The following is a 20,523-nucleotide window of genomic DNA, read 5'->3' on the forward strand; positions in this document are numbered from 1 at the left end:
CCTTACTTCGCCGGACAGCGCACGCGAGTCGAAGACCCTGTCGGGGACACGATCGCCAGTCGCTTGCCGTCTCGACTGAGTAACAATGTCTCAGTCCGCTCCCATATTTCCGTGCTGCTTTCGTAGATGCTGCTCACCACCAGCTTGCGTGGCGCTTCGACACGGACGGTCAACACGTCGGCATCCGCCTCGGGTAGGCTCAGGCGCGTCGCCGCTACCCGCAGGCTTACCGGAGTGGTGAGCGCGCATTCCTCCAGGCTGTTGCGAAAGTCGCCCTGAAAGCCGGCCGGGATCGTGCGGCGAACTTGCGTGAAGCCACGTTGGACCGCCTGGTCGTCGTTCTTCATCAGAGTTGCGTCGTCCGCCCCAGGGGCGAGTATGGCCACGGCAGCCACGAGGAACATGATCATGGCAACAGGTGTAGCGGCGCCCATCGCAGGCGCAATGGGCACAAAAAAGGCCGGGCACATGGCCCGGCCGAGGTTTCCTTGGAGAGGATGCCTGAAAGGCAGAGACTTATATCGCACCGCAACAAAGATTGTGCAAGTGCGAAACGCAGGTGCGTCAAATGTTCACCGGCAGAATGGCTTTGGGAACAAAGGGCGGGTCGGGGAACAAGCAGCCGACCCCATCCTTTACTCATGAACATGGCTGATTATCGTCCCGACCCGCGCATCCTCTCCCTTGGCAACGACTTCTTCGACCCTGTTGAACCGGCCCGCTTTCCGGAGGCCAAGCAGCGCTTTTTCAACAAGCGATGGTCGCAACGCATTGGTATCGCACTTGACGAGGATTCCGCCCGTGCGCGCCACTTCTGGCTCTTTGAGCCTTTGCCCGACAATTTGCCGGAACCGCTTGCCCTCCGCTACCATGGCCACCAGTTCCGATCCTATAATCCGGACATCGGCGACGGTCGCGGCTTCCTGTTCGCCCAGCTTCGCGATGATGCCGGCAGGCTGCTCGATCTCGCCACGAAGGGGTCCGGGACTACGCCGTACAGCCGCTTCGGCGACGGAAGACTGACATTGAAAGGCGCCGTTCGGGAGGTGCTGGCAACCGAAATGCTCGAGGCCTTGGGCGTAAACACGTCCAAGACCTTCGTGGTGTTCGAGACGGGCGAGCAATTGCACCGCGGCGATGAGCCCTCGCCGACCCGCTCGGCGGTGCTCACCCGTCTCAGTCACAGCCATATCCGGATCGGCACCTTTCAGCGGCTCGCCTACTTCGAGGAGAGGGAGAATATCGATCGGCTCGTGCGCTACTGTCTCGAGCATCTTTTTGGTGAGCCGTTGAGCGAAGAGGCCGACGCTAATGCCTTGCGGCTGCTGCAACTGGTTTCGGAGGCTACCGCTGCCCTGGCAGCTTCCTATCTTGCCGCGGGGTTCGTCCACGGCGTCCTCAACACCGACAATATCAATGTGACGGGTGAGAGTTTCGATTACGGCCCGTGGCGGTTCACGCCCGATTGGGATGCGACATTCACCGCCGCTTACTTCGACCAATATGGCCTCTATGCCTTCGGGCGCCAGCCCGAGGCGATCCAATGGAATGTCGCACAGCTTGCGGGATGTCTGACGCTTGTCGCCGACGGCAAGGTAATTGCCGAGATCGTCGAAGGCTGGGCGGGCCGCTTCGAGAAGGCACTCGTTGGCGCCATGCTTCGCCGGCTTGGCGTTGCTCCGAGCCGGCCGGAGGACGACCGCAAGCTTACCGCGACACTGATCAGAGCGCTGGAAACCCGAGACGTGCAGATCGATCGTCTCTTCTTCGACTGGCGGGGCGGCCGCGATCCCGGAACGGCCGCTTATGGAGGCGACGCGTTCCGAGCACTTGCAGCGGCGCTGGAAGGACGTGCCACGGAGTGCGGCCATCCATATTGGGGTGACGAACAACCCTGCTCCATGCACATCGACGAGGTCGAGGCGATCTGGTCGGACATCGCCGACAGTGACGATTGGTCTCGGTTCGAGTCGAAGGTCGCGGCTGTTCGCCGGATGGGCGAGGCGATGGCCGAGGGCGCCGCTTGACCTTGCCGATGGCGCGTGGTGGGGAGAAGCCATGCCGGCTTCGCTGATCTCCACCAACCCAGCGACCGGGGAAGAGGTCTGGCGCGGCGACACCGGCGATGCTGAGGCGGAGGTGGGCGCCGCCCGCGCTGCTTTTCCCGATTGGTCGCGGCAGTCCGTGTCTTACCGGATTGAGGCCGTACGCCGCTTCGCCAATGTCGTCCGTGCTCGCGAAGCAGAGTTTGCCGAACTCATCTCCAACGAGACCGGCAAGCCGTTCTGGGAAGCCAGGACGGAGGTCGCCGCCGTCATCAACAAGGTCGATATATCCGTCAATGCTTATGCCGAGCGCACTCCCCAGCGGAAGCTTGAGGCAGCGCTCGGCAACAAGGTCGGCGTCCGGCACAAGCCGCATGGCGTGCTGGCGGTGCTTGGACCCTACAACTTCCCGGCGCATCTGCCGAACGGCCACATCGTTCCGGCGCTGATCGCCGGCAATGCCGTCGTCTTCAAACCGTCGGAGAAGACGCCCGGGACAGGCGAGTTCCTCGTCCGATGTTTCCACGAGGCAGGCATTCCCGAGGGTGTGTTGAGACTGCTGGTAGGCGGACCGGAGGAAGGCCGTGCCTTGGCAGGACAGGCAGGGATCGACGGCCTGTTGTTCACCGGCTCAGCCCGCGCCGGCATGGCCCTTCACAAGCAATTTGCGGAAACGCCCCACAAGATCCTCGCCCTTGAGCTTGGCGGCAACAACCCGCTGGTCGTGTGGCGCGCGAAAGATGTAGAGACCGCGGCAACGATCGCGGTTCAATCTGCCTTTCTGTCCGCGGGGCAGCGCTGCACCGCGGCTCGGCGACTAATCGTCGAAGACGGCAAGCATCAGCCTTTGATCGACGCCATCCAGCAACTGATGGGCCGGATCATCGTCGATCATCCGTTCGCTGACCCGCAGCCTTTCATGGGGCCGGTGATCGACCTGGCCGCGGCCGACCATCTGCAGGCTCAGTGGCTCGACCTGATGATGAAGGGGGGCAACGCGCTCAACCGCCTCGATCGTCCCTACGAGGAACGGCCTTACCTCACGCCGGCGCTGATCGACGTCACGGACGTCAAAGATCGTGTCGACGAGGAGATGTTCGGCCCCGTGCTTCAGGTCATTCGGGTCAAGGACTTCGACTCGGCGATCGCCGAAGCGAACAACACCCGCTACGGCCTCGCGGCAAGCCTCATCGGCGGCTCACCCGCTCAATTCGACCACTTCTGGACCGAAGTACGGGCCGGCGTCATCAACTGGAACAAGCCTACCAACGGCGCACCGTCGACAGCGCCTTTCGGTGGAGTTGGGCTGTCGGGCAATCACCGCCCCAGTGCCTTCTATGCTGCCGATTATTGCGCTTACCCGGTCACGACAAGCGAGGCGGAGGTCGCACGTGCCGCGATCGGCGAGGGGCTGCGGGACCCTAACCTGCTGGAAGACTGAACGTATCGGCGGCGATTGCTTTGGGCTACAGCATCTGGGTGCCCGCAGCGGATGCTGTTCAATCTATGATCTTCGGCCCGAGGCCTGCCGGAAGTACCGATGCGAGCTGCTGAAGCGGGTCGAGGAAGGCGTAGTCGATAGCCACGTTGCGATGGCCAGGATCGCGGAGGCTCGGCGGCTGACAAATGAGGTTCAGGCGTTGCTCGGTGACGGCGAAGACATTGCCTCCGCCCGCGATCGTTGGTCGCGCGGTGAAGAGGTGGGAACCGGCCCGAACAAGCCCTCGCTTCTCCTAAAGCTGTTCATGCTGAACCGGCTGCTCGACCGGCACTTCCGCAAGGCGCAACAGCGAATGATGTCGAATTGGGAAGTCGATAACGAACATGATCGCGGCCCGCCCGGTGAGGGGCGGGCCGCGCCCCCCACCTAGCCGCCGCGTATTTCGGGCATATAGCCCTCGTCGACGGCATCGCTGAACTTGGTGATGCGCGCGTCGAACTTCATTCGGACCTTGCCCGTAGCACCGTGACGCTGTTTGGCGACGATCACTTCGGCATCGCCGTACACGCGCTGCATCTCTTCCTGCCAGGCAGCGAAGTCCGGATGATCGTCGGCCGGCTGCTTGGCGGCGAGGTAGTAGTCGGCGCGATAGACGAACCAGACCATGTCGGCGTCCTGCTCGATCGAGCCCGATTCACGAAGGTCTGACAGCTGCGGTCGCTTGTCCTCGCGCTGTTCGACGGCGCGGCTGAGCTGCGACAACGCCAGCACCGGGCAATCCAGCTCCTTCGCCAACGTCTTAAGGCCGCGGCTGATCTCGGAAATTTCGTTCACCCGATTGTCGTTGCTGTTCTTGCCCGAGCCCTGGAGCAACTGGAGATAATCGACGACGATGAAGCCGATCCCCTTCTGGCGCTTGAGCCGCCGGGCACGAGCGCGCAGCCCGGCGATGGTCAGGCCGGGCGTGTCGTCGATGTAAAGTGGCAGGCTCTGCAATTCGGCCGATGCGCGCGCAAGATTGCGGAACTCGTGCTGGCTAATCTTGCCCATGCGGAGCGCCTCGGAGCTGATGCCGGACTGCTCGGCAAGGACGCGGGTCGCAAGCTGGTCGGCCGACATTTCGAGGCTGAAGAAGGCCGTCGGCGCACCGGCGGACTTGGCGGGCTCGATCCCGTCTTCCATGTCGCGCATGAAACGCTGCGCGGTCGAGAAGGCGATGTTCGTCGCAAGCGAGGTCTTGCCCATGCCGGGACGGCCCGCGAGAATCATCAAGTCGGAACGGTGCATGCCGCCGATCTTGGTATTGAGCGAATCCAGGCCAGTGGTGAGGCCGCTGAGGTGCCCGCCCGAGTTCAACGCCTTCTCGGCGGTTTCGAGCGCGATCTTGGTCGCCTCGCCGAAGGACTTTGCCTTGCCCTCGGCCCCGCCCTCTTCCGCGACCTTGTAGAGTTCGCTCTCCGCGCGCTCGATCTGGCTGAGCGGCGCCACCTCCTCGCTTGTATCGAGCGCGCCCTCGACCAGTCCGCGGCCCACGGCAACAAGTGCGCGCAACAGAGCGAGATCGTAGATCTGCTGGGCGAAATCGCGGGCACCGATGATCGCCGCGCCCGAGCCAGTCAGCTGCGCAAGGTAGGCTGGCCCGCCGACCTCCTTCATTGCCTCGTCGCTGTCGAACAAGGGCCGCAGCGTGACCGGGTTGGCGATCATGTTGCGATCGGTCAGCCGCAGGATGGCGTCGTAGATGCGGCCGTGCAGGGCTCGAAGAAATGCTCGGATCGAAGACGCGTCTGAACATCTTCGGCCAGCCGATTATCGATCATCAAGGCCCCAAGCAGCGCGGCCTCCGCCTCGATATTGTGCGGGAGAGTCGGTGCTTCAGGTGCTTCGGGAGCACCGGGGTGACGGAGGATTTCGGCCATGACCCGATCTGTACGACAAGCCGCGCCGACGCTCCAGCAAATGGATCGGGCCGCCTGTGGAAAATTCTGGGGCTAAGTTGGTCCGCCGGCCTGTCGAACCGCCGTTTGTCGCCGAAGTCTCCTTCCACAGAAAACCGCCGGTCCTGTGAAGCTTTCGGCTCACCCGAATTGCCGGTCCGGCACTTGCAAGTTACGCGAAGTGCATGAGCATCCTTTCCGACCGTTGGATTCGCGAGCAGGCCCAGAACCATGGGATGATCGAGCCGTTCGTTGAGGCTCAGCGGCGCGAAGGCTGCATCTCCTACGGTCTGTCGAGCTACGGCTACGACGCCCGCGTCGCGGACGACTTCAAGATCTTCACCAACGTCGACTCGGCCACGGTCGACCCCAAGGATTTCGCGTCCAACAGCTTCGTCGATCGCAAGACGGACGTCTGCATCATTCCGCCCAACAGCTTCGCGCTGGCCCGCACCGTCGAATATTTCCGGGTACCTCGCGACGTGCTGGTGATCTGCCTGGGGAAAAGCACGTACGCCAGGTGCGGCATCATCGTGAATGTCACTCCGCTGGAGCCCGGCTGGGAGGGCCATGTGACGCTGGAATTTTCCAACACAACGCCCTTGCCCGCGAAGATCTACGCCAACGAGGGCGCGTGCCAATTTCTCTTCCTGCAAGGCAATGAGCCGTGCGAGATCAGCTACGCCGACCGCGCCGGCAAATATATGGGGCAGCGCGGGGTGACCCTGCCCCGGCTCTAGCTGCCGCTACTGCCGGCCGCATCCGGTGCGAGCGCCTCGCGGCCCGCACGGATCAACTTCACCCAGTCGGCAAATGCATGACCAAGCGAGTGAAGCAACTTCGACAGGCCCTCGTCGGTGACCTGTCCGTCGTCGCCGAACTTGTCGTCGGAGATATGTCCCAGATAAGCCTCGGGCTGCTGCATGACCGGCATGTCGAGGAAGACGCAACATTGCCGCAGATGGTGATTGGCGCCGAAGCCGCCGAGCGCGCCCGGCGAGGCGGTGACGATCGCCGCCGGCTTTTTGGCGAAAACGCTTTTGCCATAGGGACGCGACCCGACGTCGATTGCGTTCTTCAAGGCGGCGGGGATGGAGCGGTTGTATTCGGGCGTGACGAACAGGACGCCATCAACCCCGGCCACCTCCCGCCGGAAGCGCGCCCAAGGTTCGGGCGTCTCCTTGTCCAGATCGGGGTCGTAGAGCGGCAGGTCGGCGATTTCGATGATGCGGCAGTCGAAGTCCGGCACGGCGCCGCACATCATGCGCGCCACCTTCCTGTTCAACGATCCTTCCCGGATGGAGCCGACGATGATCGCGATGCTGTGACTGGCCATTGATTACCCTTTTCTGCGCTTGCCGCCCTGATGACGGATGTTGGCTGGCCGGCCACGCCGTTGCTGCCCCGGGCGCATCCGGTCGTTGCGTCTGGGCGGACCACCGTATGAGCCTTCCGGAAGTTCGAAACGCAGCGACCCGCTGACCGGGTTCGCTTCCGCCAGCCGAAGCGTCAATTTTTGTCCAACGCGGTAGGTCTCACCGCTGTCTTCACCAACCAGCTGCCGCGCCGCCTCATCATAGCGGAAATATTCCTGGCCAAGCGTCTGAGCGAGCACGAGCCCGTCGCCGCCGAGACCTTCCACCGTCGCGAAGAAGCCGAACGGCTGAACACCGGTGATCCGGCATTCGACGAGCTGGCCGGTGCGATCGGCGAGGAAAGCAGCGACATAGCGGTCGATCGTGTCGCGCTCCGCCTCCATCGCCCGCCGTTCGAGCATGGAGATATGCTCGCCAATCTCGTCGAACTTCTCCTCCTCGCCCGGCGGGAGACCACCGTCGCCGAGCCGATAGGCGGTCACCAGTCCGCGATGGACGAGCAGGTCGGCATAGCGGCGAATGGGAGATGTGAAGTGGGCATAGGTTGGGAGCGCGAGGCCGAAGTGTCCGAGCCGCTCCGGCCCGTACCGAGCCTGCATCTGGGTGCGGAGAAGTTGCTCCATGATCTCGACGCGCGCCTCACTGTCGCCGATCCGTTCGATGATCCGGTTGAATGTGGCCGGCTTGATCACCTGACCGAGCGCGAATTCGAGGTCGAAGGTAGCGAGATAATCCTTCAGGGCGACGAGCTTTTCGCGACCTGGCGCTTCGTGGACGCGGTACATAACCGGCGCCTTCTTCGCCTCCAGGGCACGGGCAGCCGCGACGTTGGCGGCGATCATGTAATCCTCGACCAGCTTGTGGGCGTCGAGCCGCTCTCGCGGAGCGATGGACGTGATGCGGCCTTTCTCGTCCAGCATCACGCGGCGCTCTGGAATATCGAGCTCCAGCGGTTCGCGCTTGTTGCGGGCGGCGATCAGCGCGCGCCAGCAGGCCCACAGCGGCTTCAGCGCCGTATCGACCAGGTCCTTCGGAACGCGGCCCTCGATCGGCGGCATGGCGCACGTCGGGGACGAGACATCGACGCGGTCTTCACCCGCCGCATCGATCGCCGCCTGCGCATCTTCATAGGCAATGTTTGCGACAACACAAATTTTCGCACGTGAGAACCGCCAGGCCTTAAGGCTTCCATCCTTCCCAATCTTCAGATGGCAGGCGAGCGCGGCTCGCGCCTGCCCTTCCTTGAGGGAGCAGATGTCGGCAGACAATCCCTCGGGCAGCATCGGCACGACACGGTCGGGAAAATAGACGCTGTTGCCGCGCGCACGCGCCTCGCGGTCGAGCTCAGAACCCGGCCGCACGTAATAGCTTACATCGGCAATGGCGACGATCGCCATCCACCCGCCGACGTTGTCCGGGTCATCATCCGCGGCCGCCCAGATAGCGTCATCATGGTCGCGCGCGTCAGCCGGATCGATCGCGACGATCGGCAGGTGGGTCAGGTCCTCGCGCTCGCCAAGCGGCTGCTTCGATACGCGGTGCGCTTCGTCGATCGCCTCCTGCCGGAATTCGTGGCGAAGGCCGTGCTTGTGGATGGCGATGAGGCTGAAGCTGCGCGGGGCGAACGGGTCGCCAAGTACGGCATCGACGCGGGCGCTCACCCGGGGTGGTCGACCCGACACTTCGCACAGGACGAGGTCGCCGGCCCCGGCTTCCTTCAGGTCGATGATCGGAAGCTCGCGCCGCTCCTTTTTCTCGACCGGCGACAACCAGAAGCGCTCCCCCTCCTGCCGAACGACGCCGAGCACCAACTCCGCCGTCTTCACGAGCTTCTTCATCGGGTGCGCGATGAGCCCTCTGCCTGCCTCCTCCGTCCGGCACAGCGCGCGATCGCCGATGCCCAGTGCCGATCGGCGCCCGCGCTCGACCAGCCGAAGTTTGGGCGGCGGCCCCTCGGCCTGCCAGTTTTCGGGCACCCCCCAGACGTTGCCGCCGTCATCGACATCGGCGATGCGCAGAACCGTCACTTTCGGTACGCCGCCCGACTTATGAAAGGCGCGGCCGGGAGAGCTGTCGATCAGCCCCTCGTCCGCCATGTCCTTCAGCAGCGCCTTGAGCATGATCTTGTCATGTCCGGACAGGCCGAACGCCCGCGCAATCTCGCGCTTGCCCGCCGGTTGGTCGGACGAGGCGATAAAGTCGAGGATCTGCTTGCGGGAGGGAAGTCCGTTGGAAGTCTTGCGGGCCATTCACTCCCTACGTCCCTATCCTCGGCAAAGTTGCAAGTGCGGGCTCATTCCGCTTCCGCCATGCCGACCTCGGAGGCGCTTCGCCGGGCACGCCGATGCTCGCGCCACAGGATGACGAGGCCGCTGCCGATGATCACCGGTGCGCCGAGCCAGGTCGAGTGGGTCGGAAGTTCCGCAAACAGCCACACACCAAGCAAGGTCGCCCACAGCAGGCTGGTATAATCCATCGGCATTACCAGCGCGACGGGCGCAAGGCGCAGCGATGCGGTCAGTGTGAGCTGGGCAAGCCCACCGGTCAGGGCCATCGCCAGCAGCACGGCCCAGGTGCCGTTGTCATGCGGCTCAGCAAACCACAGCATCAGCAATCCCATCGGCACGAGCGAGCTGATGGCGAACCAGAAGACGGTGGTCGCGGCTCGCTCGGTCGCGCCGAGCCGCCGGATCATGATGGTGACGGAGGCCGTCAGCAGCGCCCCGGCGACGGCAACCGAACCGCCGAGCGGGACGACGCTCCGCCCCGGTTGGATGATCAACAGCACGCCCACGAACCCCGCCAGAACCGCACCCCATCGCCATCGGCCGGTCGCTTCGCCGAGGGTCAGCGCCGCCAGAAGCGTGGAGAAGATCGGCACCGAAAAGCCGATGGCGGTCGCGTCGGCAAGCGGAAGCATGATCATGGCGAGGAAGTTCAGCGCCATCGATGTCATTCCAAGGCCCATGCGCAGCACATGCGCCCCGACCCGTTTCGTCCTTAGCGACGCAAAGCCTGCACCGCCCGCCACCAGCGCAGTCGCGCACACCGCCGACCCAAGCTGCCGGTAGAACAAAGTCTCGACAAGGTTCACGCCGCGCGTCGAGGCGAGCTTTACCATGGCAAACATCAGCGCCAGCAGAATCGCCGTGATCAGCCGCAGGCCGATCGCAGCCAGCGGCCTCTGTTTCGCCGGTCTGTCGGTATCGAACGTCATCGTCGGTGCTCATTGGAAGGAGCGCCGCCACGAAGCAATCCGGCGGGTCGTATCACGGCGGATTGTTCATCTTGAGCAACTGATATAGCCGTTTGGGATCAACCTCTTGGGACATTTTTGGATGCGAACCCTTCTTGCTTCCGCCCTCTTGGGCTCGACTCTGATCACGACCAATGCCAGCGCTGCGGCGGTGAAAATCCCACCCGTGCTGACCGGCTCGCCAAGCGCCGCTGCGATCACCCAGCGATGCAACCTGTTCGTGAACGCCATCGGCGCCGAGCGGAAAGTGCTGGAGGGCACCGCCGGCCCCAAGGGCATCGCTGCCCTTCGCGCTTATGACCATATCTACGACATTCTTGGCGCTGCATCCGGCGAGGCAACCTTGTTCCGCGAGGTCGCAACGAGTGATGAAGCGCGTAAGGCGGGTCAGGAGTGCGAGGTCCGGCTGAGCGCCGAAGGAACCAAGATCGGCCTGTCCCGCCCCATCTACGACCGGTTGAAGGCGATCGACGCCGACGCACAGGATGCCCAGACCCGCTTCTATCTAGCTCGGGCGCTCGGCGACTTCGAACGATCCGGTGTCGCACTTGACGAGGCAGGTCGCGCAAAGGCGCAGAAGATTTCGGACGAGATTTCGTCGCTCGAGGCGCAATTCGCCGCCAACATCGCCAAGGGGCGGCGCACCGTCAGTGCCGTTCCGGCCGAACTGGACGGGCTGCCCGCGGACTTCATCGCCGCTCACAAGCCAGGCGCTGACGGCAAGGTGAGCCTGTCGACCGACTACACCGACTACATCCCGGTCATGACCTACGCCAAGAACGGCGATCTCCGGCGCCGGATGTACATCGAGTTCAATCAGCGGGCCTACCCCGAGAACGACGCCGTGTTCCGCAATCTGCTTGCGAAGCGCAACGAGCTGGTCGCCCTGCTTGGCCGAAAGAACTATGCGGCGCTGACGCTTGAGAACCGGATGCTCAACACACCGGAGAACGTACAAGCGTTCATGGACGAACAGGCCGCCGCGGCACGCCCGGCGGCGCTTCGCGACCTCGCCAAGAAGCAGGCCATGCTCCAGCAGCTCCAGCCCGGTGCGGCGAAAATCAATCCTTGGGACAGCGGCTATCTCAGCCAGCTCGTCCAGAAACAATCCTACGGCTACGACCGTCAGGAAGCCCGGAAGTATTTCGCCTACGACAATGTCCGCGACGGCATCCTGAGGCTGACCCGCGAGATGTTCGGGGTCGAAATTCGGCCGTGGAATACGCCGGTGTGGGACAAGCTGGTCGAGCCGTACGAGATGTATGAGAACGGCAAGCTGATCGGCCGCTTCTACCTCGACTCCCACCCGCGCCCCGGCAAGTACAACCATGCCAACCAGATTGCACTGCGAAGCGGCCGTCAGCCCGGGTCCGTGCCGATGGGAGCGCTGGTGATGAACCTCCCGGCGGGCGGGCACGACACCGGCCTGATGGAACATGACGATGTCGTCACCTTCCTTCATGAATATGGCCACCTGCTGCACCACATCTTCGGAAGCCAGAAGCAGAAGTGGAGCTATCAGTCCGGAGTCGCCAACGAGTGGGACTTCGTGGAGGCGCCCTCCCAGATGCTGGAGAATTGGGTTTACGACTACGACACGCTGAAGACCTTTGCCGTCGACGCCGATGGCAAGGTGATCCCGCGGGAGCTGGTCGACCAGATGAACCGCGCGCGCTTCTTCGACGAAGGCATTGGCGACATGCGCCAGATCGGCCTGTCCAACATCGCGCTCCAGTACAATCTCGGTACCATTCCGGCCGACCTTGGCGCTGCCGCGCGAGCCGCGGATGCCAAGTACGCGCTGATTCCGATGGCACCCGAAAGCCAGATGCAGGCGAGCTTCGGCCACCTCGGCAGTTCCGGCTACGGCGCGGCTTACTACACCTACAATTGGTCGAAGGTAATCGCGGACGATCTGTTCACCAGGTTCGAGCAGAAGGGTCTGCGGGACGCCGAAACCGCCCGGCAATATCGTGAGCTGGTGCTCGCGCCTGGCGGGTCGCGCCCGTCGGCCGAACTGGTCCAGAGCTTCCTGGGCCGTCCGATTAGCCTCGACGCCTACCGCGCTAAGATGGAGAAGGATCAGTAGACCTGCGGCAGGTCCTTTCTAATGTCGAGAGTGCCGGCGCATGAGCCCGGTTGTGTTACGCGAGTAATACACCTAGGGTTTGTCGATGCACCGGCTTGCGCTTGCACTGACGATCCTCCTGGCTGGCTGCGGCACGACGGAGGATCGTTTTAAGCCATCGATCTTGCATTACGTCCGGTCCAACCAGGACGGGACCGAGGCTGAGACAGTCGTGCAGTTCCGGCCCACGCCGATGGACATTGCAGTCTACAAGGCGCGGGAACGCTGCACGACCGCAGCCTATGTGACAGCCCATATGGCGAACAGTCGGGAGGCTGGCCGCTATGTGGCAGGTAAGGTTGCTAGGGACGGCTCCCAGGCGGCCTTCGGTACGCTGGAGTTGAAGCCCGATGGCCAGCTAGAAATGTCACTCAACCCACCAGGCGTGCCAAGGCTGACCGACCGCTTTCGTCCAAGGCTTCGGCCGTTCGTCATCTATGACTTCGATTTTGCTGACTTGAACGCTTCACTTCAGCTCGATCGACGGCGCAACAGCTTCCGTTACGCCCTTCCCGTTCTCTGGCCTACCACGACGGGCTTTGGATTCCGCGACCTGGGCATTTTGATTGGCCGCTTGGAACGGTTCGAGACGCACAATGGTCTCCGCTCCAAACGCTTCGCCTTGCGGGTCGAAGGCCCCCAACCCGCCGCCGGGACATTGTGGGCGCACGCGGAAAAGGGCTTCATCATCGATGCCCTGCTCAGCATCCCCAATCACCAGGAATATCGGGATTTTCGGCTAAGGCTGGTGAAAGAGGATCCGGGCGGCCAGGAAGATTGGGATAAACTCACGCGGGCTCACTACCGGGACTGCGCCACTGGTCAGTGACATGGCAGAGGTCTAGAGCCGCCCTCATAACGAAATCACATGATTTTTGAGGGTGCCTTCATGCTCCGCGACATCGACCATTTCATTGCCGGCGGGGCTCACGCCGCCGGCGATCGGACCAGTGACGTTTTCGATCCCAACCAAGGCGCCGTGCAGGCGCGGGTGCGGCTGGGCACGGCCCTTGATCTCGACCGTGCCGTAGCTGCCGCCCGCAAGGCCCAGCCGGCCTGGGCGGCCACCAATCCGCAGAAACGGGCGCGGGTCATGTTCCGCTACAAGGAGCTGATCGAGGCCAACATGGACGACCTCGCCGCATTGCTTTCGTCCGAGCATGGCAAGGTGCTGGCGGACTCACGCGGCGACATTCAGCGCGGCCTGGAGGTGATCGAATATGCGTGCGGAATCCCGCAGGCGCTCAAGGGCGAATATACGCAGGGCGCCGGCCCGGGCATCGACGTTTATTCGATGCGGCAGCCGCTCGGGATCGGCGCCGGCATTACCCCGTTCAACTTCCCGGCCATGATCCCGATGTGGATGTTCGGCATGGCGATCGCCTGCGGCAACGCCTTCATCCTCAAGCCGAGCGAGCGCGACCCCAGCGTGCCGGTACGCCTTGCCGAGCTGATGAAGGAAGCGGGCCTGCCCGGCGGCATCCTCAACGTCGTTCACGGCGACAAGGAGATGGTGCATGCCATCCTCGACCACCCCGACATCGCGGCGGTAAGCTTCGTCGGCTCGTCAGACATCGCGCAATATATCTACTCGCGCGGCACGGCGAACGGGAAACGCGTGCAGGCCTTCGGCGGCGCCAAGAACCACGGCATCGTCATGCCCGACGCCGACCTCGACCAGGTGGTCAACGATCTCACCGGCGCGGCCTTCGGCTCGGCTGGCGAACGATGCATGGCCCTGCCTGTTGTAGTGCCAGTCGGCAATGAAACAGCGGAGCGGCTCCGCGAGAAGCTGATTCCCGCGATCGAGCAGCTCCGCGTCGGCGTCTCCAGCGATCCCGATGCCCACTATGGTCCGGTCGTCAGCAAGGCGCACAAGGAGCGAATCGAAAGCTACATCCAGATGTGCGTCGACGAGGGCGGCGAGCTGGTCGTCGATGGCCGCGGCTTTTCGCTCCAGGGCAACGAGGAAGGCTTCTTCGTCGGCCCGACCTTCTTCGACCATGTGAAGCCGAGTTTCCGTTCCTACCGGGAAGAGATCTTCGGCCCGGTGCTGCAGATGGTCCGCGCCGCCGACTTCGAGGAAGCGGTGCGGCTGCCCTCAGAGCACGACTATGGCAACGGCGTCGCCATCTTCACGCGCAACGGCCACGCCGCGCGCGAATTCGTCAGCCGGGTCAATGTCGGGATGGTTGGAGTCAATGTGCCGATCCCGGTGCCCGTGTCCTACCACAGCTTCGGCGGCTGGAAGCGCTCCGGCTTCGGCGACATCGGACAATATGGTCAGGAGGGCCTGCGCTTCTGGACCAAGACCAAGGTGGTCACCCAGCGCTGGCCGGACGGCAGCGTGACGGGCGAGAACGCCTTCGTCATTCCAACCATGGGATAGGAAACCAGTTCGCCGCCGCGGCAGTTGAGCCGACATGAGATTACTTATGTTACCGCCTCTGCTTGCCGTGGCGGCATGCGGCGGCCCCGATCCGGTAGCGCGCGAAGCCAACACTGCCGACGTTCCCCTGACCGTGAATGCGACCGCGCCGGGACCCCCGCCGGCCACCCCTGACGGAAGCCCCCCGCCCGCCAAAGCGAAGCCGGCCGGTGGCAATGAAACGGAAGCGACGGCGGTGACGACCATCCCGGCGTTCCTGCACGGCCGCTGGGGAATGACACCGCAGGACTGCACCTCGACTCGCGGGGATGCAAAGGGCCTTTTGGTGATCACTGCCGGTGAGCTTCGCTTCTATGAATCCCGGGCGGTCCCGGTCGGCAACCTCAACGGTAGCGATAACAGCTTTTCGGCAGACTATCGCTTCAACGGCGAGGGTCAGACCTGGACCAGCTTTGAGACGCTGCAACTTCAGCGTACAAGGTTGGTGAGAACCACCAGCAGTCCGATGGCGAGCTATACCTATGCGAAATGCAGCTAGCATCACCCTTCTCCTGATCGGCGCGGCCGTACTGCCCGGGTGTCGCGCCGAGGTCGATCAACAGAACGGCAGCGCAGGCGCCCAGGTGAATGCCGGTGCGCAAGTCGATATCGACACCCTGCCGCCCGACGAGAGCGTCGCCACACCCTCTGACGATCTCGCCAACGGTGTCGACGACACCAACGACGGCGAGCCGGAGAACGGCTTCTAAGCCGGGGGTGGAACCGGCCGCTTCGCCAAGCTAGAGCGAGGCCATGCACCAGTTCGAACTGACCGACGACCAACTCCAAATCCAGGAGATGGCCCAACGGTTCACGGCCGACGCAATCACGCCGTTCGCCGCCGAGTGGGACGAGAAGCACATCTTCCCACGTGACACGATCCGTGAGGCAGCGGAGCTCGGCTTCGGAGCCATCTATGTCAGCGAGGAAAGCGGTGGGATCGGCCTTGGGCGCCTCGAGTCCGCGCTGATCATGGAGGCGATGGCCTACGGCTGCCCGTCCACCAGCGCTTTCATCTCCATCCACAACATGGCGGCTTGGATGATCGACCGCTTCGGTGCGGACGAGCTCAAGCAGAAGTACCTGCCTTCCATGATCACCATGGAGCGGATGGGCAGCTATTGCCTCACCGAGCCATCGTCCGGCTCCGATGCGGCAGCACTGAAGACCCGTGCCGTGCTCGACGGCGACCATTATGTCGTTTCGGGTTCGAAGGCGTTCATTTCCGGCGGCGGCGAGAACGACATCTACGTCACCATGGTTCGCACCGGCGAGGATGGGCCAAAGGGCATCACCTGCCTGGTCATCGAAAAGGAGATGGCGGGCGTCAGCTTCGGCGCGCAGGAGAGAAAGCTCGGCTGGCATTCGCAACCCACGGCGCAGGTGAACTTCGACGAGGTTCGGGTACCCGTCGGGAACCGTGTCGGCGCCGAGGGCGAGGGCTTCCGCATCGCGATGATGGGGCTCGACGGCGGGCGGCTGAACATCGGCGCCTGTTCGCTTGGCGGCGCCCAGCGCTGCCTCGATGAGGCGATCCGCTACACTAAGGAGCGCAAGCAGTTCGGCACCGCCATCGCCGACTTCCAGAACACGCAGTTCACGCTCGCTGACATGGAGACGGAGCTCCAGGCTGCGCGCTGGCTCCTTTATGTCGCCGCGGCCAAGGTCACGGCCAACGCGCCCGACAAGACCAAGTTTGCGGCCATGGCCAAGCGGCTTGCGACCGATACGGGGTCCTCGGTGGTGGACCGGGCGCTGCAGCTGCACGGCGGCTACGGCTATCTACAGGATTACCCGGTCGAGCGCTTCTGGCGCGACCTTCGGGTTCATTCGATCCTCGAAGGCACCAACCAGGTCATGCGGATGATCGTCGGCCGGGACCTCACCCGCCAGTGACCAGCGACATCATCATCGAGCAACAGGGCAGCCTCGGACGAATCCGCCTCAACCGCCCCGGAGCCATTCACGCGCTTACCCGCGAGATGTGCGAGGCGATGTCTGCGGCGCTGCTGGGCTGGCGCGAGGACGGCAACGTTCAGGCAGTGTTGATCGACCATGCGGAGGGCCGCGGCTTCTGCGCCGGCGGCGATGTCGTCATGCTGGCCAATAGCGGCGCATCCGACGGTCAAGAAGCACGCGATTTCTTCGAAGCGGAGTACCGGCTCAACCACCTGCTGTTCACCTACCCCAAGCCGACCATCGTCATCATGGACGGGATCACGATGGGCGGCGGTGTCGGCATTTCGCTGCCCTGCGAGTATCGGATCGCGACGGAGAATACGCGGTTCGCCATGCCGGAGACGGCGATTGGCTTGTTCCCGGACGTGGGCGGCGGATGGCACCTGTCGCGGCTGCCGGGCCGGCTGGGCCAGTTCATTGCATTGACAGGCGCTCGGCTGGACGGCGCCGAATGCCTCTACCTCGGCTTCGCCAATCATTATGTCGAGCAGGCCTCGCTGGAGGACATGGTGGAGCGGCTCGCCAAGACGCCGACCCGGGCCAAGGGCGCGATCGGCGCCTTTGCGGGAACTGTTCCCGACGGGCGGCTCGAGCAAAACCTTGCGGTGATCGCCCGCACTTTCGCGTCCGATCGGTTCGAGGACATTCTTGATGCGCTCGAGGCCGAACAGAGCGACTGGGCCGAAACGGAGCTGATCACGCTGCGCAGCAAGAGCCCGCTTTCCTGCAAGGTATCGCTCCGCCTACTCGCCGAGGGTGCGGACCGCGCCAGCTTCGAAGACGAAATGCGGGCGGAATATGCGCTCGCCGCGAACGTCGTCCGCACCCCCGACTTCGTGGAGGGCGTCCGCGCGCTCCTGATCGACAAGACCAACGATCCGCAGTGGCGACCAGCCACGCCCGAGGAGGTCACGGACGAGATGGTCGACACCCTGTTCAAACCGCTGCCGGTCGAAGAGCAGTGGGAGCCTTTCGGAGGGAGCCGCTGATGGCCGACTACAACACGATCCTGGTCGAGCAGCGCGATGCCGTGACCCTGGTCACGCTCAACCGCCCTCATGCGCTCAATGCGCTCAACAGCGAGGTGCTGAGTGAGCTGATTGCCGCCTTCACTGCCTACGATGACGATCCTTCACAGCGCTGCCTGGTCCTGACCGGCTCAGAAAAGGCATTCGCCGCGGGTGCCGACATCAAGGAGATGCAGGCGCAGGGCTTCGCCGACATGTACTCTTCCAACTTCTTCGCCGGCTGGGAGCAGGTCACGGCGACGCGCAAACCGTGGATTGCGGCCGTATCCGGCTATGCGCTGGGCGGAGGCTGCGAAGTGGCCATGATGGCGGACTTCATCATCGCCGGCGATAACGCCAAATTTGGCCAGCCGGAGATCAAGCTTGGCGTGACGCCGGGAATGGGCGGGTCGCAGCGGCTCGCCTCGGCGATCGGCAAGTCCAAGGCGATGGAAATGTGCCTGACGGGTCGGATGATGGACGCGGCGGAAGCGGAGCGTGCCGGGCTGGTCGCCAGGGTCGTTCCCGCCTCCGACCTGGTGGAGGAAGCGCTTAAGACCGCCGCACAGATCGCTGCCATGCCGCCGCTCGCAGCCATCGCGGTCAAGGAAATGGTCAACACCGCCGAAGAGTTGCCATTGGAGCAGGGCATTCGCTTCGAACGCCGCCTGTTCCATGGCCTTTTCGGAACGGAGGACCAGAAAGAAGGCATGGCGGCGTTCGTGGAAAAGCGTCCTGGCAACTGGACCGGCCGCTAGGGGTTCAGCTCAGCATGGCACGCGTCGCATTCATCGGATTGGGTCACATGGGCGGCGGAATGGCGCCCAATCTCGCAAAGGCGGGTCACGAGGTTCGCGCCTTCGACCTCAACGCAGACGCGCTGAGCCGTGCTGTCGAGCGAGGCTGCACTGCCGCCGATGACGCGACCACGGTGTGCCAGGACGCGGACGTCGTCATCACCATGCTTCCGGCGGGCAAGCATGTGGAGGACGTATTCCACAAGTCGGTGTTCACCTCCGCCGCCAAGGGCACGCTGCTGATCGATTGCTCCACCATCGACGTTGCGACGGCCCGCAAGCTGAGCGACGAAGCGGCATTTGCCGGCCTCACAATGGTCGATGCGCCGGTCTCGGGTGGCATTGCCGCGGCGGAAGGCGGCACGCTGACCTTCATGGTCGGCGGCTCCGACGACGGGTTCGAGCGAGCCCGACCTCTGCTCGAGGCGATGGGCAAGGCGGTGATCCATGCCGGCGGCCCCGGCTCCGGTCAGGCCGCGAAGATCTGCAACAACATGCTACTCGGCGCCACCATGGCGGCGACATGCGAGACGTTCGTCCTGGCGCAGAAGCTCGGCCTCGACGCCCAAACTTTCTTCGACATCAGCTCGAAAGCGTCGGGCCAGAGCTGGTCGATGACGAGCTATTGCCCCGTCCCCGGCGTCGGCCCGGAAACTCCCGCCGACCGCGGCTATGAAGGCGGCTTCGCGGCGGCACTGATGCTGAAGGACCTGAAACTGGCGCACGAAGCGGCGGAGGCGGTCGGCGCCTTCACGCCCATGGGCGCGGAGGCAGAAGAACTTTACGGCCGCTTCGTCGACCAGGGCGGCGGCACGAAGGATTTTTCGGCGCTCATCAAGCTCATTGACGATAGCTGGACGAAGCCGGAATAAGGTGCGCGACACGGTTCAGGAGACCTCACGAATGCAACGACTGCTCATTGCCGCTGCGTCCTTCGCTTTACTCGCCGGTTGCAACAGCCAAGCCGACGGCAACGAGGTTCTGAACGAGGCGAATGCTAGCGGCGAGGCGGCCAGTGCGACGGTCGAGAATTCGGTCGCCGCATCAAGCGCCACACCGCTTCAGAAAGAGCAGGCGCTGGCTCTGATGAAGGAGCGTCACGAAAATTACGAAAAGATCGGCAAGGCGATGCGGGCAGCCAAGAAGTCGTTGGACGGCAACGACGTGGCAGGTGTCCGCGAAGCTGCGGCAACGATCAACGAATTGGCTCCAAAGGCGGCCACCTGGTTCCCGGCTGGTACCGGCCCCGACATCGGCAAGACCGACGCGAAAGCGGAGATTTGGCAGCAGCCGGAGGTATTCGCCAAGGACATGGCCAATCTTCGGGACGCAGCCTCTGCTTTCAATCAGGCGGCACAGGGCAGCGACATCGGCGCCATGACAGCCGCCCACGCCAAGCTCGGCGGCACCTGCAAGAGCTGCCATGAGCGCTTCAAAGAACGCGATTAACGCTGCGGCGGACGGCGCTCTTGCAATCCCCGTCTGGGACCTGCCGATCCGCCTCTTCCATTGGTCGCTGGTCGGGCTGATCGGCTTTTCCTGGTGGTCGGCAGAAAACGACCGCATCGACCTCCATATCTGGTCGGGCATCGCCGTACTGACCCTGCTGATCTTCCGGTTCCTCTGGGGATTGGCCGGGAGTTCGACAGCGCGCTTCGGCTCCTTCGTGAAGGGCCCAGCGGTGCTTGCAACCTACCTCCGCTCGCCCCGCTCATGGTCCGCAGTGGGGCATACGCCGCTAGGGGCCATCAGCGTGCTGGCACTTTTGTCGCTGCTTGCCATCCAAGTCGGACTTGGTCTCGTCATCGCGGACGAGGACGGGCTTTACGCTGGGCCGCTAGCCAACCTCGTAAGCTTCGACACGTCGGAAAGCGCACGCGAATGGCATGAAGGGCTCTTCAACGTGCTGATGGCGCTGATCGCGATGCATGTAATCGCCGTCGTCAGCTATCGCCTGTTCTGGAAGAAGAAGCTGACCTCGGCAATGCTGACAGGCCGGACCATCGCGCCGGCGGGCACCTCGCCCATGCGGCCAGGCAAATGGTGGGTCGCACTGATCTGCCTCGCCATTTCGATAGGGATCGCGCGCTGGGTGATTGCCGGAGCCCCGCCGTTCGGGGGTTGATAGCCGGTCCCTGCACGGCCACAT

19 protein-coding genes and 1 pseudogene are annotated in these 20,523 nt (G+C 63.7%); 15 read left to right on the forward strand and 5 right to left on the reverse strand.

The features are described 5' to 3' along the window. Positions 1-2: 2 nt before the first annotated feature. The gene (locus G7077_RS04100) at positions 3-470 is read right to left on the reverse strand and encodes a hypothetical protein (RefSeq protein WP_166410600.1); all 468 of its coding nucleotides are present in this window, start codon (positions 468-470) and stop codon (positions 3-5) included. 177 nt (positions 471-647) lie between these two features. Between G7077_RS04100 and G7077_RS04105 the strand changes: the two genes are divergently transcribed. From G7077_RS04105 to G7077_RS04115, 3 genes are all read left to right on the forward strand, one after another. Next, positions 648-2,027, forward strand: coding sequence for a protein adenylyltransferase SelO family protein (locus G7077_RS04105; RefSeq protein WP_166410601.1), 1,380 nt, complete (start codon positions 648-650; stop codon positions 2,025-2,027). 31 nt (positions 2,028-2,058) lie between these two features. Further along, a complete protein-coding gene (gene astD / locus G7077_RS04110) occupies positions 2,059-3,486 on the forward strand; it encodes a succinylglutamate-semialdehyde dehydrogenase (protein WP_166410602.1) in 1,428 nt (475 codons plus the stop codon). Between the two features lie 151 nt (positions 3,487-3,637). Continuing rightward, on the forward strand, positions 3,638-3,916 hold the full coding sequence (locus G7077_RS04115) for a hypothetical protein (protein ID WP_166410603.1): 279 nt from the start codon (positions 3,638-3,640) through the stop codon (positions 3,914-3,916). On the opposite strand, the pseudogene G7077_RS04120 reads toward G7077_RS04115, so the two are convergent. Next, positions 3,913-5,405, reverse strand: a pseudogene (locus G7077_RS04120) (replicative DNA helicase). The gene G7077_RS04115 and the pseudogene G7077_RS04120 overlap by 4 nt on opposite strands. Before the next feature lie 203 nt (positions 5,406-5,608). On the opposite strand from G7077_RS04120, the gene dcd reads away from it, so the two are divergent. Further along, complete coding sequence (gene dcd / locus G7077_RS04125) at positions 5,609-6,163, forward strand: dCTP deaminase (RefSeq protein ID WP_166410604.1); 555 nt, start codon at positions 5,609-5,611, stop codon at positions 6,161-6,163. On the opposite strand, the gene G7077_RS04130 is transcribed toward dcd, so the two are convergent. The 3 genes from G7077_RS04130 to G7077_RS04140 are packed head-to-tail and all read right to left on the reverse strand — an operon-like array spanning position 6,160 to position 10,016. Then, complete coding sequence (locus tag G7077_RS04130; RefSeq protein WP_166410605.1) at positions 6,160-6,759, reverse strand: NADPH-dependent FMN reductase; 600 nt, start codon at positions 6,757-6,759, stop codon at positions 6,160-6,162. The two genes, dcd and G7077_RS04130, sit on opposite strands and share 4 nt — an antisense overlap. A gap of 3 nt (positions 6,760-6,762) precedes the next feature. Next, complete coding sequence (locus G7077_RS04135) at positions 6,763-9,048, reverse strand: ribonuclease R family protein (RefSeq protein ID WP_166410606.1); 2,286 nt, start codon at positions 9,046-9,048, stop codon at positions 6,763-6,765. Positions 9,049-9,092: 44 nt separating this feature from the next. Then, positions 9,093-10,016, reverse strand: coding sequence for a DMT family transporter (locus G7077_RS04140; RefSeq protein WP_166410607.1), 924 nt, complete (start codon positions 10,014-10,016; stop codon positions 9,093-9,095). A gap of 121 nt (positions 10,017-10,137) precedes the next feature. Here G7077_RS04140 and G7077_RS04145 point away from each other — a divergent pair, with 121 nt between their 5' ends. The 11 genes from G7077_RS04145 to G7077_RS04195 all read left to right on the forward strand — a co-directional run bounded on the left by G7077_RS04145 (position 10,138) and on the right by G7077_RS04195 (position 20,499). Continuing rightward, positions 10,138-12,144: a M3 family metallopeptidase gene (locus tag G7077_RS04145; protein ID WP_166410608.1), complete on the forward strand. Its 2,007-nt coding sequence runs from the start codon at positions 10,138-10,140 to the stop codon at positions 12,142-12,144. A gap of 85 nt (positions 12,145-12,229) precedes the next feature. Then, positions 12,230-13,012, forward strand: coding sequence for a hypothetical protein (locus G7077_RS04150; protein ID WP_166410609.1), 783 nt, complete (start codon positions 12,230-12,232; stop codon positions 13,010-13,012). 39 nt (positions 13,013-13,051) lie between these two features. Continuing rightward, positions 13,052-14,572 (forward strand): CoA-acylating methylmalonate-semialdehyde dehydrogenase, encoded by a 1,521-nt coding sequence (locus tag G7077_RS04155; protein WP_246167375.1) that lies wholly within the window; start codon positions 13,052-13,054, stop codon positions 14,570-14,572. Between the two features lie 46 nt (positions 14,573-14,618). After that, positions 14,619-15,110: a hypothetical protein gene (locus G7077_RS04160; protein WP_166410610.1), complete on the forward strand. Its 492-nt coding sequence runs from the start codon at positions 14,619-14,621 to the stop codon at positions 15,108-15,110. After that, positions 15,094-15,321, forward strand: coding sequence for a hypothetical protein (locus G7077_RS04165; protein WP_166410611.1), 228 nt, complete (start codon positions 15,094-15,096; stop codon positions 15,319-15,321). The genes G7077_RS04160 and G7077_RS04165 overlap by 17 nt, the downstream gene beginning before the upstream one ends. Before the next feature lie 43 nt (positions 15,322-15,364). Beyond that, a complete protein-coding gene (locus G7077_RS04170; protein ID WP_166410612.1) occupies positions 15,365-16,507 on the forward strand; it encodes an acyl-CoA dehydrogenase family protein in 1,143 nt (380 codons plus the stop codon). Next, positions 16,504-17,559: an enoyl-CoA hydratase/isomerase family protein gene (locus tag G7077_RS04175; protein WP_166410613.1), complete on the forward strand. Its 1,056-nt coding sequence runs from the start codon at positions 16,504-16,506 to the stop codon at positions 17,557-17,559. Before G7077_RS04170 ends, G7077_RS04175 begins: the two co-directional genes overlap by 4 nt. After that, positions 17,559-18,335: an enoyl-CoA hydratase gene (locus G7077_RS04180; protein WP_166410614.1), complete on the forward strand. Its 777-nt coding sequence runs from the start codon at positions 17,559-17,561 to the stop codon at positions 18,333-18,335. Before G7077_RS04175 ends, G7077_RS04180 begins: the two co-directional genes overlap by 1 nt. Before the next feature lie 14 nt (positions 18,336-18,349). After that, a complete protein-coding gene (gene mmsB / locus G7077_RS04185) occupies positions 18,350-19,246 on the forward strand; it encodes a 3-hydroxyisobutyrate dehydrogenase (protein WP_166410615.1) in 897 nt (298 codons plus the stop codon). A 31-nt stretch (positions 19,247-19,277) separates the two neighbouring features. After that, complete coding sequence (locus G7077_RS04190) at positions 19,278-19,823, forward strand: c-type cytochrome (protein WP_166410616.1); 546 nt, start codon at positions 19,278-19,280, stop codon at positions 19,821-19,823. Next, positions 19,798-20,499 carry a cytochrome b/b6 domain-containing protein gene (locus tag G7077_RS04195; protein ID WP_166410617.1) on the forward strand — a complete coding sequence of 234 codons (702 nt, stop codon included), beginning with the start codon at positions 19,798-19,800 and terminating at the stop codon, positions 20,497-20,499. Before G7077_RS04190 ends, G7077_RS04195 begins: the two co-directional genes overlap by 26 nt. The last annotated feature ends 24 nt before the right edge of the window (positions 20,500-20,523 follow it).

This window comes from Sphingomonas piscis (assembly GCF_011300455.1).
In the GTDB taxonomy this organism is placed as follows: domain Bacteria; phylum Pseudomonadota; class Alphaproteobacteria; order Sphingomonadales; family Sphingomonadaceae; genus Sphingomicrobium; species Sphingomicrobium piscis.

Bases quoted from the DNA above. Each gene is read 5' to 3' on its own strand.
- G7077_RS04100 (WP_166410600.1), bottom strand. From the start codon at position 470: ATGTGCCCGGCCTTTTTTGTGCCCATTGCGCCTGCGATGGGCGCCGCT.
- G7077_RS04105 (WP_166410601.1), top strand. From the start codon at position 648: ATGGCTGATTATCGTCCCGACCCGCGCATCCTCTCCCTTGGCAACGAC.
- astD (WP_166410602.1), top strand. From the start codon at position 2,059: ATGCCGGCTTCGCTGATCTCCACCAACCCAGCGACCGGGGAAGAGGTC.
- G7077_RS04115 (WP_166410603.1), top strand. From the start codon at position 3,638: ATGGCCAGGATCGCGGAGGCTCGGCGGCTGACAAATGAGGTTCAGGCG.
- dcd (WP_166410604.1), top strand. From the start codon at position 5,609: ATGAGCATCCTTTCCGACCGTTGGATTCGCGAGCAGGCCCAGAACCAT.
- G7077_RS04130 (WP_166410605.1), bottom strand. From the start codon at position 6,759: ATGGCCAGTCACAGCATCGCGATCATCGTCGGCTCCATCCGGGAAGGA.
- G7077_RS04135 (WP_166410606.1), bottom strand. From the start codon at position 9,048: ATGGCCCGCAAGACTTCCAACGGACTTCCCTCCCGCAAGCAGATCCTC.
- G7077_RS04140 (WP_166410607.1), bottom strand. From the start codon at position 10,016: ATGACGTTCGATACCGACAGACCGGCGAAACAGAGGCCGCTGGCTGCG.
- G7077_RS04145 (WP_166410608.1), top strand. From the start codon at position 10,138: ATGCGAACCCTTCTTGCTTCCGCCCTCTTGGGCTCGACTCTGATCACG.
- G7077_RS04150 (WP_166410609.1), top strand. From the start codon at position 12,230: ATGCACCGGCTTGCGCTTGCACTGACGATCCTCCTGGCTGGCTGCGGC.
- G7077_RS04155 (WP_246167375.1), top strand. From the start codon at position 13,052: ATGATTTTTGAGGGTGCCTTCATGCTCCGCGACATCGACCATTTCATT.
- G7077_RS04160 (WP_166410610.1), top strand. From the start codon at position 14,619: ATGTTACCGCCTCTGCTTGCCGTGGCGGCATGCGGCGGCCCCGATCCG.
- G7077_RS04165 (WP_166410611.1), top strand. From the start codon at position 15,094: ATGCGAAATGCAGCTAGCATCACCCTTCTCCTGATCGGCGCGGCCGTA.
- G7077_RS04170 (WP_166410612.1), top strand. From the start codon at position 15,365: ATGCACCAGTTCGAACTGACCGACGACCAACTCCAAATCCAGGAGATG.
- G7077_RS04180 (WP_166410614.1), top strand. From the start codon at position 17,559: ATGGCCGACTACAACACGATCCTGGTCGAGCAGCGCGATGCCGTGACC.
- mmsB (WP_166410615.1), top strand. From the start codon at position 18,350: ATGGCACGCGTCGCATTCATCGGATTGGGTCACATGGGCGGCGGAATG.
- G7077_RS04190 (WP_166410616.1), top strand. From the start codon at position 19,278: ATGCAACGACTGCTCATTGCCGCTGCGTCCTTCGCTTTACTCGCCGGT.
- G7077_RS04195 (WP_166410617.1), top strand. From the start codon at position 19,798: ATGAGCGCTTCAAAGAACGCGATTAACGCTGCGGCGGACGGCGCTCTT.